Here is a 14,467-nt window from a genome sequence, read left to right on the forward strand (position 1 = left end):
CCACGAGGAACGCCCGCGTGCCTGTGCAACGGCGACGAAAGGCACACACCCCGTGACCCTCAGCACTCCCGAGGCGACGCAGGACGTGAACGGCACCGATCCCACCAAGCCACAGGCACAACGCAGTGCCAAGAACAGTGGTGGCGGACTCGGCCGGTACATCCTCGTCAGGTTCCTCCTCATCATCCCGACCGTCTTCATCCTGGTGACGCTCGTGTTCTTCCTGATGCGCGTCATCGGGAACCCGATCACCGCATCGGTCGGCGGTCGTCTCACGCCGAGCCAGCTGCAGGAACGCCTGCACGCCGCCGGCTACGACCGGCCGGTGCTCGTGCAGTACTTCGAGTACCTCGGCAACATCCTGCGCGGTGACTTCGGCACCTCGTCGACGGACAACCGTCCGATCACCGACATCATCGTCACGTACGGCGGCGCGACCGCGGAGCTCGTGTTCTACGCGCTCATCGTCGCGCTCGTGCTCGGCATCCCGCTCGGCATGCTCGCCGCGTACACGCGCGACAAGTGGCCGGACGTGCTGCTCCGCGCGCTCGCGATCCTGACCTACGCCACGCCGGTGTTCTTCGGTGGCCTGCTGCTCAAGCTCGTCTTCTCGGTGTGGCTCGGCTGGCTGCCCCTCGGGGACCGTGCCTCGACCCGGGTGTCGCTCATCCTCGACGGCATCCCGGGCGCGAGCGGCATCTACATCATCGACGCGCTCCGCACCGGCAACGCCGCGGTCATCGGCGACGTGCTGCAGCACGCCGTCCTGCCGGCGCTGACGCTCGGTCTGCTGACGGCGGGCATCTTCCTGCGCCTGGTGCGCGCGAACATGATCGGGTCGCTCGGCTCGGAGTACGTCGACGCCGCCCGGTCCCGCGGCGTGCGCGAGTCGCGGCTCGTCCGCACCCACGCGTTCCGTCCGGCCCTCGTGCCGATCATCACCGTGATGGGGCTGCAGATCGCGATGCTCCTGGGTGGCTCGGTGCTCACCGAGACGACCTTCGGGTGGCGCGGCCTGGGCTTCGAGCTCAACCAGTACCTGTCGGCCCGTGACTTCGTCGCGGTGCAGGGCATCGTCGCGATGCTGGCGGTGATCGTCGCGGTGACCAACTTCGTCGTCGACGTGGTCGCCGCCCTGATCGACCCGAGAGTGAGGTTCTGACGATGGTCGACACCACCCTCGTCGACCGCCACGAGCCGCTCTGGAAGCGGCTCCCCGTGGTGGTCCAGCTCCGCCGGAGCACCGGCTGGCAGCGCGCCATGCTCATCGTCGGCGTGGTCATCTGCGCCCTCTACCTGCTCGTCGCGGTCTTCGCACCGCTCCTCGCCCCGTACGGCTTCGGTCAGCTGCAGGGCGCGGACGGGCAGAGCTTCCCACGCACCGGCGAACCGAGTGCCGAGCACATCTGGGGCACCACGGTCGGCGGCTTCGACGTGTTCAGCCGCGTGCTCTACGGCGCCCGCACGGCCGTGCTCGTCGTCATCGTCGCCGTGATCGTCTCGATCATCGTGGGCGTCCTGCTCGGCATGGTCTCCGGGTACCTGGGCGGCTGGCTCGACCGCGTCCTGGTGGTCGTGGCCGACGCCATCTACGCGTTCCCGTCGCTGCTGCTCGCGATCATCGTGTCCATCGTCATCTCCGGGGGCAACTCGAGCTACTCGGGCGGCATCATCGCGGCGGCGATCTCGATCACCGTCGTCTACGTGCCGCAGTACTTCCGCGTGGTCCGTGCCGAAGCCGTCCGGCTGAAGAACGACGCGTTCGTCGAGTCGGCGCGCGTGATGGGCACGAACCCGTGGCGCATCATGACGCGGCACGTCCTGCGGAACTCGACGCGTTCGCTGCCGCTCATCCTGACGCTCAACGCGAGCGACGCGATCCTGACCCTGGCCGGCCTCGGCTTCCTCGGGTTCGGCATCGGCCCGACGTCCGGAGCCGAGTGGGGCTACGACCTGAGCCGCGCTCTCTCGGACGTCGCGAGCGGTGTCTGGTGGACCGGTGTCTACCCGGGTGTCGCGATCGTGGTGCTCGTGCTCGGCGTGACCTTCATCGGCGAGAGCCTGAACGACATCTCCGACCCCCGCCTGCGTGCACGCCGACGCCTGAAGCAGCTCGTGTCCACGCGCGAAACGCGCGAAACACGCGAGACGCGCGAAACGCGCGACCCCGAGGCACCCCGCGACACACGCGACCCCGAGGCACCGAGCACCGCCGGGAACGACACGGAAGGGACGGGCGCATGACCCCGACCACCCGCCTGCAACCGGGCGACACCACCACCGAACCCGTCGTCGTCGTGGACGACCTGACCGTCACGTTCGCGACCGACGGCGGTGCCGTCGACGCGGTCAAGGGCGTCAGCCTCGACGTCCGCCCCGGCGAGGTGCTCGCCCTGGTCGGCGAGTCCGGCTCCGGCAAGTCCGTCACGGCGCGAAGCATGCTGCGGCTCATGCCGGAGACGGCGACGCTCGGCGGCGCGGTGCTGCTCGACGGCACCGACGTGGTGAGCGTCGGCGCGCAGAAGCTCCGCAGCCTGCGCGGAACGGCCGGGGCGATGGTGTTCCAGGAACCGTCGACCGCCCTCAACCCGGTCTTCACCGTCGGGTGGCAGATCGCCGAGGGACTCCGCGCCCACGGCGGCGTGTCCAAGAAGGAAGCACGGGCGAAGGCCATCGACTACCTCGGTCGCGTCGGCATCCCCGACCCCGAGACCCGCGTCGACCACTACCCGCACCAGTTCTCCGGCGGGCAGAAGCAGCGCGTGGTCATCGCGAGTGCACTGGCCCTCGAGCCGAGCGTCATCATCGCGGACGAGCCCACGACGGCGCTCGACGTGACGGTGCAGGCCGAGATCCTCGACCTGCTGCGCCGCTGCCGTGACGAGTTCGGCACCGCGATCGTCGTCATCACGCACAACATGGGCGTGGTCGCCGACCTGGCCGACCGCGTCGCCGTGATGTACCAGGGCGAGATCGTCGAAGAGGCCACGGCGTCGGCGCTGTTCGCGACGCCGCAGGCCGACTACACCAAGCGGCTGCTCGCGGCGGTGCCCCGGCTCGAGGCGTCCACCGGGGTGGCCCGGCGCGCCGCGATCGCCGAGGACGTCACCCCGCTGGTCGAGGCGAAGGGGCTCGAGATCGAGTACCCCGGGCGGCTCGGCTCGCCGGCGTTCAAGGCGGTCAAGGGCGTCGGCCTGGCGATCCGTCCGGGTGAGGTCCTCGGCCTGGTGGGGGAGTCCGGCTCCGGCAAGACCACCATCGGCCGGGCCATGGCGGGCCTGACGAAGGTCACCGGCGGCTCGCTCAAGGTCCTCGGCGCCGAGATGCTCGGGTACCGCGAACGTGACTTCAAGCACCTGCGGAAGGACATCGGGTTCGTCTTCCAAGACCCGGCGACCTCGTTCAACCCGCTGCTGACGATCGCCGAGTGCGTCGCCGAGCCGCTGGTCGTGCACAAGGAGGTCTCGAGCCCGCGTGCTGCGCGCAAGCGGGTGGACGAGCTGCTCGAGGCCGTGCAGCTGCCGGCCGCGTACGGCGACCGCTACCCGCACGAGCTCTCCGGTGGGCAGCGCCAGCGCGCGTCGCTCGCCCGGTCGCTCGCGCTCCGGCCGAAGCTGCTCATCGCCGACGAGCCGACGAGCGCGCTCGACGTGTCCGTGCAGGCGCGCGTGCTCGAGCTCTTCCTCGAGCTCCAGCAGGACCTCGGCTTCGCATCGCTGTTCATCAGCCACGACCTCGCGGTCGTCGGCGCGCTGTCCGACCGGATCGCGGTGCTGTACCGCGGTGACCTGGTCGAGACGGGCACGACGGCGCAGGTCCTCGGCGCGCCGCAGCACCCCTACACGCAGCGGCTCCTCGCGTCGTTGCCGGTGCCGGACCCAGCGGAGCAGGCGGAGCGACGGCGTACGCTGGAGCGACTGGAGCACGCCGGGTCCTGACCCGACGTGACCCACCCTGGAGGCCCGGCCAGCGTCGTCGACGCACGCCGGGCCTCCAGGGTGGTCGGCTCCACTGCTGTACGCACGACGGACCTGCCAGGGCGGTCCGTCGCGAACCGCCGCCAGGGGGCGGCGTGGAAGGGGACCCATGATCGCGGTCAACGGACCGGCGGTCGTCGCGGACGACGTGTCGATCGAGTACCGGGGCGGACGCGGGGGCGAGTCCATCCGTGCCGTCGACGGCGTGAGCCTGACGGTCCGGCAGGGGGAGATCCTCGCCCTGCTCGGTGAGTCGGGCTCGGGCAAGTCGACGTTCGCCGCCGCCATCGCCGGCCAGCTCGGGTCCCACGGCGAGGGCGAGGGGGCCCTCCGTCGGCACATCGTCGGCGGCGAGCTGACCGTGCTCGGCCAGAAGACCCGGGGCCTCCGTCCCTCGTCGCGCAAGCTCGAACGGCTGAGCGGCCGGATCGGCTACCTGCCGCAGGACGGTGCCGACCGGCTCAGCCCGGACCTGACCGTGGGCGAAGCCGTCGCCGAACCGATCTACGCACGCGACCGCCGGTTCGACCGGCGCGAGGCCGGGCTCATCGTGGCCCGTCTGCTCGACGCGGTGCACCTGCCGCTCGGGGCGATGCGCCTGAACACGTGGGAGCTCTCGAGCGGGCAGCGCCAGCGTGTCGCCCTGGCGAAGGCGCTCGTGCTCGAACCCCAGCTGCTGGTCGCGGACGAACCGGCACGCGGCGTCGACGTGCTCGTGCGGCAGTCCGTGCTCGAGGCCCTGGCGACGCTGCAGCGCGGCCGGCAGTTCTCGGCCGTCGTCGTGTCCAGCGACCTGCGCGAGGCACGCGCCCTCGCCGACCGTGTCGCCGTGATGGCCGATGCCCGGCTCGTCGGGCTCGGCACCTTCGACGAGGTCCTCGACAACCCCGTCGACCCCTACGTGAAGACCCTCGCCTCGACCGCGGCCCGCGGGGTGAAGCGTCGTCCGGCGCCGAGCACGTCCCGCCGTTCGTCGGCGCCGCGCCGTCCGGTGGCCGCCGGTAGCGGTCCCCGCACGGATCGGCCCGAGGGCCTGTGAGCGCCGCGAGGCCGGCCCGCGGACACCGGGCAGTCGTCCCCACCGCCCGCACGCCCCTGCCGATCCGGGCCCCGGAGTCCGGCCCCGTCGCGGTGCTGCCCGCGCCGGCCGACCAGCCCGTGAGCGCGGCCCCCGAGGCCAGCGGGACCGTCGGACCGAGCGACCTGCACGCGCGGGTCGTGACCGAGGCCGGCGGGACGGTCGGGCCGCTCGGCCCGGACACCCGCGGCATCGTCTGGCTCGACAACCGCGATCCCGCCGGCCTGGACGAAACCCTGCGCCGGCACCCCGCCGTCGGGTGGGTGCAGCTGCCGTTCGCCGGCGTGGACGCCTTCGCGCACCTCATCGCTGAGCACGGCGACCGCGTGCTGTTCACGTCGGCCAAGGGTGCCTACGCGGAGCCGGTCGCCGAACACGCGCTGGCGTTGACCCTCGGCACGCTCCGGGTCCTGCAGAAGCGCGCTCGTGCGTCGTCGTGGGCGACCGAGCCCGAGGGGGTCTCGCTGTACGGGCGGAACGTCGTCGTGATCGGTGCCGGCGGGATCGCGCTCGAGTACCTCCGGCTGCTCGCGCCGTTCGACGTCGACGCCACCGTCGTGCGCCGCTCGCCCGAGCCCGTGCCGGGAGCCGCGCGGACCGTCACCACCGACGAGCTCGACCGGGTCCTGCCCAACGCCGACGTCGTGATGATCGCGGCGGCGATGACCTCGGGCACCGCGAAGCTCTTCGGTGAGCGGCAGTTCCGGATCATGAAGCCCTCCGTCAGGCTGGTGAACATCGCGCGCGGCGGACTCGTCGACACCGACGCCCTGGTCGACGCCCTGCGCACCGGGGAGATCGCCGCGGCGGGCCTCGACGTCACCGACCCCGAGCCGCTGCCCGACGGGCACCCGCTCTGGTCGGAGCCCGGCGCGGTCATCACCCCGCACCAGGCCGACACCCCGGACATGGTCGCGCCCCTGCTGGCCGAGCGCGTCCGGTTGAACGCCACGGCGTTCCTCGGGGGCGACGGCGAGGGCTTCGTCGGCGTCGTCGACCCGGTCGCCGGGTACTGACCCGGGGGCTCCACCGCGCGGCGCGCCCGGGCGGCGTGTCCGATGCGGTGGAGGGCCGCAGGGTCCTGCTATGCTGTTACCCGTTGTTCGCACGTCATTCGCCAGCGAACAGTGATCCTCGATAGCTCAATTGGCAGAGCAGCCGGCTGTTAACCGGCAGGTTGTTGGTTCGAGTCCAACTCGGGGAGCGACAGGTCCTCATCCTTCGGGGTGGGGACCTTTTGCGTTCCCGCTGCCGAACTGCACCAGCGCAGCTGCGCACCGGATCCGCAGCGTTCGCGCGGCTCCTGCCCGGTCGATGCTGTTAGCGTTCACAGGTGCACCGTTCCCGTTCGCCTCGACTCGCGCTCGTGGGCGTGGTCGTCGCCGCGACGGCGGTGCTCACCGGCTGCAGCAGCGTCGGCCCGGACACCGATGCCTCCGAGGACCCGACGAGCTCGGACACCGGGCTGGGCTCGGGCGCGTCGCCGGTGGTCTTCGCGTTCGTCTGCGACCGCGGCGGATCGGACAGCGAGACCTACACGACCTACTCGGCGGTGTGGGATGCCGAGCGTGCCGACTGCTCGGCGAAGCGCCTCACCGGCTCGGTGCCGTCGAGCCAGCAGCAGGCCGCGGTGACGGCGGCGCGTGGCGACGCGACCCTGGTCGAGCTCGCGAGCGCCTGCGCGGTGCGCGGCTCGGACCCGTGGACGTCGGCGGTCGCCGACGAGCGCGGTGCGCACGTGGCCGCAGGCCTCCTGCGGTACTGCCCCGGACACCCGGAGACCGACCACCTGCGGGACGCACTGGCTGCCTACCGGGGCTGAGCCGGGCCTCCAGACCGACCGCCGCACCCGCGACGGGCCGACGGCGGCAGGACGGGCGTCAGCCCTCGGGGTGGTCGCGACCCGGCAACCAGGACTGGCCGGGTCCGCCCCAGCTGCTCTTGCGGATCGCCTTGGCGACCTGCTTGCCGTAGGGGTGCACCAGGCGGTCGGCGTAGAGCCAGCCGTCCAGGTGGTCGTACTCGTGCTGGAAGATCCGGGCCAGCCAGCCGTGCGCCTCGACCTCGAACGGGGTGCCGTGCTCGTCGAAGGCCCGCAGCAGGGCGCTCTCCGAGCGGCGGAGTGGGAACCGCTCGCCCGGGATCGAGAGGCAGCCCTCGGACTCCTCGTCCTCGTCGAGCTCCTGGACGGACTCGGGGACCGGGGGCGTGATCCACAGGACCGGGTTGACGGCGGCGCCCCGGTGCAGGACGTCGTCGTCATCGGTGTAGGAGTACACGAACAGGCGCTTGCCGACGCCCACCTGCGGTCCGGCCAGGCCGACGCCGGGGGCCAGGTCCATGGTCTCGAGCATGTCGGCGACGAGGGTGCGGAGGTCGTCATCGAACGCGGTGACCTCGGCTGCACGCTCGTGCAGGACGGGTTCGCCGGTGATGCGGATCGGGAGAACGGCCATTCACCCAGGTTATCCGGCGGGGGACGGTAGCCTCGACGCGTGACGACGGACCTCCAGCTGCCGGACGCCGTGAGCAACCTCACGCCGTTCCAGGCGCTGATGATCCCGGTGGCCCTGATCGGTGCGGTGTTCCTGTCGCTCGGGGCGCAGTTCCAGAGCCGCGGGGTGCAGCGGGTCGAGGCGCGTCTCGGTCGGCAGTCGAAGGGGCTGAGCGTCCGGCACGTGGTCGGGCTCGTCTCGAGCGGTTACTGGGTGCTCGGCACGCTCATGCTCGGCATCGCGGTGGTGCTCCAGCTCATCAGCATCACGTTCGCCCCCCTGATCGTCGTGCAGCCGCTGGGTGCCGTGGCGCTGGTCATCACGACGTGGTTCTCGTCGCGGTCGTCGGGTGTGCCGCTCGGTCGTCGTGCGCGGCGGGCCGTGTGGACGTGCATCATCGGTGTCGGCATCTTCGTCGGGATCGCGGCGTTCGTCGGCCACGAGAGCGCGATCACCCGCCAGCAGCTCGTCACCGTGCTGGTGATCCTGGCCGTCGTGCTGGTCCTCGTGCTGGTGTCGTTCCGCCTGGTGGCCAAGCACCGCAGTGCGCTCTACTACATCGTCGGGGCGGGGGTGCTCTACGGGTTCGTGGCGACACTGGCCAAGGTCGTGCTCAACCGGTTCGTGAACGGCACCTTCGACTGGCTGACCGTGCTCGCCATCGCCGGCGTGGTCGTGGCGGCGTCGCTCGGCGGGTACTTCGTGCAGAACGCGTACTCGAGCGGGTCGGCGGACCTCGTGATCGCGGGGCTGACGGTGATCGACCCGATCGTCGCGGTCGGCATCGGCGTCATCGTGCTCGGCGAGGCCTCGGGGGCGCCGTTGTTCGCGGTGGCTGGGTTCGTGGTCGCCGCGGGCATCGCCATCACCGGGGTGTTCCTGCTCGCCAAGCACCACCCGCAGACCCGGGCCTGACGCCGCGCGCCCGGTGGTCGCCGCCCTCATCCGCGCGGCTGACGCGACCGTCGATCCTGGTGCGATAGCGTCACTGCCGACCAGCCATCGCCCACGAGAGGACGAACTCAGCCGTGTCAGGAGACGCCACCACCGCCACCGCCGGACCGACGGGTGCGACGGGCGGTCACCGACCGTTGCGCGTGCTGATCGCAGCGGACACCTTCGCCCCCGACGTCAACGGCGCCGCCACCTTCGCCGAGCAGCTCGCCGTCGGTCTCGCCGAGCGCGGGCACGAGGTGCACGTCGTGGCCCCGGCCTCGAGCCGCCAGTACGGCACCTTCGACGAGGAGCACCACGGCGTCACGCTCGTCGTGCACCGGCTGAAGTCGTACAAGTGGCCGCTGCACCCGTGGCTGCGCTTCGTGTGGCCGTGGAGCGTCCGGAAGTGGACCGGTCCGATCCTCGACGCGGTCAAGCCCGACGTGCTGCACATCCAGTCGCACGTGGTCATCGGTCGCGGCATCGTGCACGAGGCGAACGACCGCGGCATCCGGGTCATCGCGACGAACCACTTCATGCCCGAGAACCTGCTCGAGTACACGCCGTTCGGCAAGTGGACGCTGCCCCTCGCGCTGAAGATCGCGTGGAGCGACGCCGCCAAGACCTACCGGCTGGCCGATACCATCACGACGCCGACGAACCTGGCCGCCGACTACCTGCGGAAGGCCATCGCCGGACAGCAGGTCCTCGCGATCTCGTGCGGCATCGACGCGTCCCGGTACGTGGCGCGCGAGGGACGCCCGGTCAACAACGACATCGTGTTCGTCGGACGTGTGGCGCCCGAGAAGAACCTCGACGTGCTCGTCCGCGCGGTGGCGCTGCTGCCCGCCGAGCTGTCCGCGACGCTGACGATCGTCGGCGACGGCGAGATGATCCCGAAGCTCACCGCGTTGGCGAAGGAGCTCGGGCTCGAGGACCGCGTGCGGTTCCTGGGCTTCGTCTCCGACGAGCGCAAGCAGGAGGCCCTGACCAACGCGACGGTGTTCGCGATGCCGTCCACGGCGGAACTGCAGAGCATCTCGTCGCTCGAGGGGATGGCCTCGGGGCTGCCCGTCGTCGCTGCCGACTCGATGGCGCTGCCGCACCTGATCGACGGCAACGGGTACCTGTTCACCCCGGGCGACGTGGACGACCTGGCGGCGAAGCTCACGACGGTGCTCACCGCGCCCGAGTCGGAGTACGTGGCGATGCGGGAACGCAGCCTGGCCATGATCGAGGCACACGACATCAACCGCACGCTGTCGACGTTCGAGTCGCTGTATCGTGGTGAGCCGGTGGCCTGAGGGTCTCCGGCGAGGGGCGGTAGCCAAGCTGGTCAAGGCAGTCGGCTCATAACCGAACGATCCGCGGGTTCGAGTCCCGCCCGCCCTACGTGCACATGCCAAGGAAGCGCGACACGTCGCAGGACGACCACGCACCGACACCGAACGTCACCTTCGAGGTGACCCGTGGCGGTACCGGCGTGCGCGTGAACGCCTTCCGCATCGGGTTCATGGGCGCCATCGGGGTGCTCGTCGCGCTGCTCGCCGGGTCGATCATCAACGAGCTGAGCACGGTCCTGGTCTACATCGGGGTCGCGCTGTTCCTGGCGCTCGGTATCGACCCCCTCGTGTCGTTCCTCGAGCGGATCATCCCGCGCTGGTCCGCGATCACGATCGTCGTGGTGGTCGTCCTCGGGGCCTTCGCCGGCATCGTCTTCGCCGTCGTCCCGATCCTGGTGGAGCAGACCTCGAACCTGGTCCAGAACTTCCCCGAGATCGTGCAGGACATCTCGCAGCAGCCGTGGGTGCAGGACCTGTCGAAGCAGTTCGCGGGGTCGTTCGACATCGACCACGCGCTGCAGTCGCTGCAGTCCTTCGTCGAGAAGCCGGGCAACCTGCTCAGCGTCGGCGGCGGGATCCTGGCGGTCGGCAGCGGGATCCTGTCCGGGGTCACCGGGGCGCTCATCGTCATCATCCTGATGCTCTACTTCCTCGCGTCGATGCGGGGCATGAAGCGCGCGGCCTACCGGTTCGTCCCGGCGTCGCGTCGCCAGAACTTCATCGACGTGAGCGAGCAGATCACGCAGGCGGTCGGCCGGTACGTCGTCGGGCAGGTGTCGCAGGCGCTCATCAACGGCATCCTGAGCTTCGTCTTCCTGCTCATCATCGGTGCACCGCTGCCCGTGCTGCTCGCGTTCATCGCGTTCCTCGGCTCGCTGATCCCGCTGGTCGGCACGCTGGCCGCCGCGATCGTGATCTCGCTGCTCTGCTTCTTCGCGTCGCCGGCCACCGCCCTGTTCTCGGGCATCTACTACCTGGTCTACATGCAGGTCGAGGCCTACCTGATCTCCCCGCGCATCATGTCGCGGGCGGTCCAGGTGCCCGGCGCCCTCGTGGTCATCGCGGCGGTCGCGGGCGGCACGATCGGCGGCGTGCTCGGTGCGCTCGTGGCGCTGCCCGTCGCGGCGTCGGTCATCATCATCGTGCAGAAGGTCATCTACCCCCGCCAGGAGCAGGCGTGACGAGCGGCACCGGCGCACCCGACGACGCGGTCGTCGCCGCCTTCGCCGAGCACGTCCACGACCGTGACCGCTGGGCGCGCAGTGCCCGTGGGCCGCTCGCCCTGGTGAACGCCCAGCACGTCGACCACCCGCAGCCGGTCTGGCCGGTCCCCGGGACGTGGGCCCCGGCCGTCGGCGGACTCACCGTGACGGCCGAGGCATCCGACGGCGTCGTCGTCGACGGCGTCCCGGTCGACGGCACGGTCCTGGTGGCCGGGGACACCGCCGTCGTGCCGTCGAGCGTCGCGTTGCCGGACGGCTTCGCCGGCACCGTCAGCGGCGACACCCTTCGCGTCTGGGACCCGTCGTCCGAGGCGATCGCCCGCTTCGCGCAGATCGCCCGCTTCGCGTGGTCCGGCGACTGGGTGACGTCCGGCACGTACGTCCCGCTGGTCGGGGACGCCCTGGAGGCCCGTGGCAGCGTCCGTGACGCCGCCGGCGACGCCCTGCCGGTCGCTGGACACGTCGAGACCGTCGTGGGTGGTGCCGCGGTGCGCTTCGTCGCCGTCCGGTCGGCTGCCCACCGCGGAGCCGCCCGGCTGCAGCTCATCGTGCAGGACGCCACGAGTGCCCTGCCCGAGGACGACCCGGGCAGCACCTACTCGATGGGTCGGTTCCTGTACCTCGACGACCCCGGCGCCGAGGCCACGGTCGAGCTCGACTGGAACCGGCTGGTGCTCCCGCCGTGCGCGTTCTCGTACCAGTACGCCTGCCCGATCCCACCGGAGGACAACCGCGTCCCGGTGCCGATCACGGCGGGGGAGCGGCACCCGGTCGACGCGAACGGTGCCGTCCTGCACTGACGGGTTGCGGTGGCACTGATCCGGTCGGGTCCTTGCCGTTCCCAGGCGTGGCGCTGCATAATGGGCGTGTCCCGTCGGGACATCACAATCGCATACCGATGGTTCCGTGGCCCCTCGGGTCAGGATCCTCCGCACCAGGTCGATGGGGAAGTCGCACCTGACGTATCGGAGGAACCGTGAACGGAACGACGACAGGAGTGCTCTACGTGCACTCCTCACCCCGCGCGCTCTGCCCGCACGTCGAATGGGCAGCAGGTCGCGCGATGAACCGCGCCGTGAACTTCTCGTGGCTCGACCAGCCCGCACAGGACGGTGCGCGCCGGACCGAGTACACGTGGACCGGTGCGGTGGGTGCCGGTGCCGCGATCGCGTCGGCACTGCGCGGGTGGGAGCACCTGCGGTACGAGGTCACCGAGGAGCCGACGAGCGCCTCGGACGGCGGCCGCTGGATGCACACGCCCGACCTCGGTGTGTTCTACGCCCAGACCGACGTCACGGGCAACATGGTCATCCCCGAGGACCGGGTGCGCTACGCGATGGAGGTCGCGGGCAGCAACGCCCTCGAACTGCACCGTGAGCTCCGACTCGCCCTCGGGCAGGCCTGGGACGACGAGCTCGAGCCCTTCCGCCACGCGGCCGAGGGCAACCCGGTCGTCTGGCTGCACCGCGTCGGCTGACCCGACTCGCAACACGCCGGCGTCTCGGGTGCGCGGACGCCGGCGTCGGGTGCGCAACACGCCGGCGTGTTGTCCTGACACCGCCGAAGACTCGAGACGCCGCCGAACACGGCGGCGTCTCGTCGTTCCAGGGGCGCCTCAGCGACACGACGGCGTGTTGGCGGAACTCCGAACCGACGAGCGGAACGAAGGAAGCCCGCCCCGACGACGCGGGACGGGCCTCCTGGCAGAGGGTGCGACGGATCAGACGCTGCGGAACGCGACCACGGCGTTGTGGCCGCCGAAGCCGAACGAGTTGCTGACCGCGAGCAGGTCGCCCTCGGGCAGCGCACGCGGCTCGCGGGCGACGTCCATGACGATCTCCGGGTCCTGGTCGTGCAGGTTGATCGTCGGCGGGGCGACGCGGTTGTGCAGCGCGAGGACGGTGAAGACCGCCTCGATCGCACCGGCACCACCGAGCAGGTGGCCCGTGGACGCCTTGGTGGCGGACACCACGACGTCGTCCAGGTGGTCGCCGAAGACCCGACGCATCGCGTGGTACTCGGCGACGTCACCGACGGGGGTCGAGGTGGCGTGCGCGTTGACGTGCACGACGTCCTCGATGCTCGCGTCGGCGTGCTCGAGGGCCTGCAGGACCGCACGGGCGGCGGCGCTGCCCTCGGGGTCCGGCGCGGTGATGTGGAAGGCATCGGAGGTGATGCCGGAGCCGGCGACCTCGGCGTAGATCGTCGCACCGCGGGCTTCCGCGTGCTCCTTCGACTCGAGGATGAGCGCTGCTGCGCCGTCACCGAGCACGAAGCCGTCACGCGTGACGTCGTACGGACGCGAGGCGGTCTCGGGGGAGTCGTTGCGGCGCGACAGGGCCTGCATCGCGGCGAACGCGGCCAGCGGGAGCGGGTGCAGCGCGGCCTCGGCACCACCGGTGATGACGATGTCGGCATCGCCGTCGGCGATGTGCCGGTACGCCTCGGCCAGCGACTCGGTCGAGGACGCGCAGGCCGACAGGTAGGTGCGGGCGCCGCCACGGGCGCCGAACTCCATCTCGATGGCGGCGGCGGGGCCGTTCGCCATGAGCATCGGGACCGTCATCGGCAGGACGCGACGCGGGCCCTTCTCGCGCAGGGTGTCCCAGGCGTCGAGCAGCGTGTTGACGCCACCGATGCCGGTCGCCCAGTCGACGATCAGGCGCTCGGGAACAACCGACTCGTCGTCGATGCCGGCGTCGGCCCAGGCCTCACGCGCCGCGACGAGCGACAGCTGCGACGAGGGGTCGAGGCGCTTCGACTCGGGGCGGGTGAGCTGGTCGGTGAGGAACCGGCGCGCCTGGCCGGCGAACTCCACGGGGAGTTCGAGCTCGGCGTAGCGGGGGTCCTCGATGCGGGTGATGCCGGACTTGCCGGCGAGCAGCGCGTCCCAGGTGTCCGGGGCGGTCGCGGCGAGGGGTGAGATCGCACCGATCCCGGTGACGACGACGGTCTTCTTGGTCATGGGACGACGTGCTCTTTCGTTGGGGTGAACAAGATGAGCGCCGTGGCCCGCAGGGGTCCGCGGGCCGCGGCGCTCAGGAAGCTCGTGTCAGGCCTGGGCCTTGACGATGTAGTCGACCGCGTTGCCCACGGTCTTGAGGTTCTTGACCTCTTCGTCCGGGATCTTCACGTCGAACTTCTCCTCGGCGTTGACCACGATGGTCATCATCGAGATGGAGTCGATGTCGAGGTCGTCCGTGAAGGACTTGTCGGCGGCGACGGTGTCGGTGGCGATACCGGTCTCGTCGTTGATCAGCTCGGCCAGGCCGGCGAGGACTTCTTCGTTGGACAGGGCCATGAGTGTTCTCCTTGAAGGGGGGTGTCGTTTGACCGTTGACCAGCCTAGGGCACGCGGGGTCCGGGTGCGCGGAGGCTCGTCGGGATGGGGACCGGGCGCGCGGCTGCGCGACCG

14 protein-coding genes and 2 tRNA genes are annotated in these 14,467 nt (G+C 71.0%); 13 read left to right on the plus strand and 3 right to left on the minus strand.

All coding sequences use genetic code 11. The features are described 5' to 3' along the window. Nucleotides 1-85 precede the first annotated feature (85 nt). The 7 genes from BR70_RS0106015 (at nucleotide 86) to BR70_RS0106045 (ending at nucleotide 6,877) form a co-directional block, all read left to right on the plus strand. Complete coding sequence (locus tag BR70_RS0106015) at nucleotides 86-1,162, plus strand: ABC transporter permease (protein WP_027465329.1); 1,077 nt, start codon at nucleotides 86-88, stop codon at nucleotides 1,160-1,162. 2 nt (nucleotides 1,163-1,164) lie between these two features. Next, a complete protein-coding gene (locus BR70_RS19805) occupies nucleotides 1,165-2,244 on the plus strand; it encodes an ABC transporter permease (RefSeq protein WP_035808245.1) in 1,080 nt (359 codons plus the stop codon). Beyond that, the gene (locus BR70_RS0106025) at nucleotides 2,241-3,938 is read left to right on the plus strand and encodes an ABC transporter ATP-binding protein (protein ID WP_051596687.1); all 1,698 of its coding nucleotides are present in this window, start codon (nucleotides 2,241-2,243) and stop codon (nucleotides 3,936-3,938) included. Before BR70_RS19805 ends, BR70_RS0106025 begins: the two co-directional genes overlap by 4 nt. 148 nt (nucleotides 3,939-4,086) lie before the next feature. Further along, complete coding sequence (locus BR70_RS19810; RefSeq protein ID WP_081827275.1) at nucleotides 4,087-5,016, plus strand: ATP-binding cassette domain-containing protein; 930 nt, start codon at nucleotides 4,087-4,089, stop codon at nucleotides 5,014-5,016. Beyond that, entirely contained in the window at nucleotides 5,013-6,071 is a 1,059-nt protein-coding gene (locus BR70_RS0106035) for a D-isomer specific 2-hydroxyacid dehydrogenase family protein (protein WP_027465331.1), read from the plus strand. Before BR70_RS19810 ends, BR70_RS0106035 begins: the two co-directional genes overlap by 4 nt. A 115-nt stretch (nucleotides 6,072-6,186) precedes the next feature. After that, nucleotides 6,187-6,259 (plus strand) — tRNA-Asn (locus tag BR70_RS0106040). A 129-nt stretch (nucleotides 6,260-6,388) separates the two neighbouring features. Then, a complete protein-coding gene (locus tag BR70_RS0106045; protein ID WP_155896800.1) occupies nucleotides 6,389-6,877 on the plus strand; it encodes a hypothetical protein in 489 nt (162 codons plus the stop codon). 58 nt (nucleotides 6,878-6,935) lie between these two features. Here the strand turns inward: BR70_RS0106045 and def are convergent, their stop codons facing one another. Next, nucleotides 6,936-7,511, minus strand: coding sequence for a peptide deformylase (def, locus tag BR70_RS0106050; RefSeq protein WP_027465333.1), 576 nt, complete (start codon nucleotides 7,509-7,511; stop codon nucleotides 6,936-6,938). A 39-nt stretch (nucleotides 7,512-7,550) separates the two neighbouring features. On the opposite strand from def, the gene BR70_RS0106055 reads away from it, so the two are divergent. From BR70_RS0106055 to BR70_RS0106080, 6 genes are all read left to right on the plus strand, one after another. After that, nucleotides 7,551-8,465 carry a DMT family transporter gene (locus BR70_RS0106055; RefSeq protein ID WP_027465334.1) on the plus strand — a complete coding sequence of 305 codons (915 nt, stop codon included), beginning with the start codon at nucleotides 7,551-7,553 and terminating at the stop codon, nucleotides 8,463-8,465. Between the two features lie 113 nt (nucleotides 8,466-8,578). Further along, nucleotides 8,579-9,790 (plus strand): glycosyltransferase, encoded by a 1,212-nt coding sequence (locus BR70_RS0106060; RefSeq protein WP_027465335.1) that lies wholly within the window; start codon nucleotides 8,579-8,581, stop codon nucleotides 9,788-9,790. 13 nt (nucleotides 9,791-9,803) lie between these two features. After that, nucleotides 9,804-9,878 (plus strand) — tRNA-Ile (locus BR70_RS0106065). A gap of 7 nt (nucleotides 9,879-9,885) precedes the next feature. Next, complete coding sequence (locus BR70_RS0106070; RefSeq protein WP_081827323.1) at nucleotides 9,886-11,010, plus strand: AI-2E family transporter; 1,125 nt, start codon at nucleotides 9,886-9,888, stop codon at nucleotides 11,008-11,010. Continuing rightward, on the plus strand, nucleotides 11,007-11,852 hold the full coding sequence (locus tag BR70_RS19815; RefSeq protein WP_051596688.1) for a DUF1684 domain-containing protein: 846 nt from the start codon (nucleotides 11,007-11,009) through the stop codon (nucleotides 11,850-11,852). Before BR70_RS0106070 ends, BR70_RS19815 begins: the two co-directional genes overlap by 4 nt. Before the next feature lie 176 nt (nucleotides 11,853-12,028). Continuing rightward, nucleotides 12,029-12,529 (plus strand): DUF3145 domain-containing protein, encoded by a 501-nt coding sequence (locus BR70_RS0106080; RefSeq protein ID WP_027465337.1) that lies wholly within the window; start codon nucleotides 12,029-12,031, stop codon nucleotides 12,527-12,529. A gap of 243 nt (nucleotides 12,530-12,772) precedes the next feature. Here the strand turns inward: BR70_RS0106080 and BR70_RS0106085 are convergent, their stop codons facing one another. Continuing rightward, nucleotides 12,773-14,017 (minus strand): beta-ketoacyl-[acyl-carrier-protein] synthase family protein, encoded by a 1,245-nt coding sequence (locus BR70_RS0106085; RefSeq protein ID WP_027465338.1) that lies wholly within the window; start codon nucleotides 14,015-14,017, stop codon nucleotides 12,773-12,775. An 87-nt stretch (nucleotides 14,018-14,104) separates the two neighbouring features. Further along, nucleotides 14,105-14,353 (minus strand): acyl carrier protein, encoded by a 249-nt coding sequence (locus BR70_RS0106090; protein WP_017886710.1) that lies wholly within the window; start codon nucleotides 14,351-14,353, stop codon nucleotides 14,105-14,107. Between the last annotated feature and the right edge of the window lie 114 nt (nucleotides 14,354-14,467).

The organism is Curtobacterium sp. UNCCL17 (assembly GCF_000686685.1).
GTDB lineage: Bacteria > Actinomycetota > Actinomycetes > Actinomycetales > Microbacteriaceae > Curtobacterium > Curtobacterium flaccumfaciens.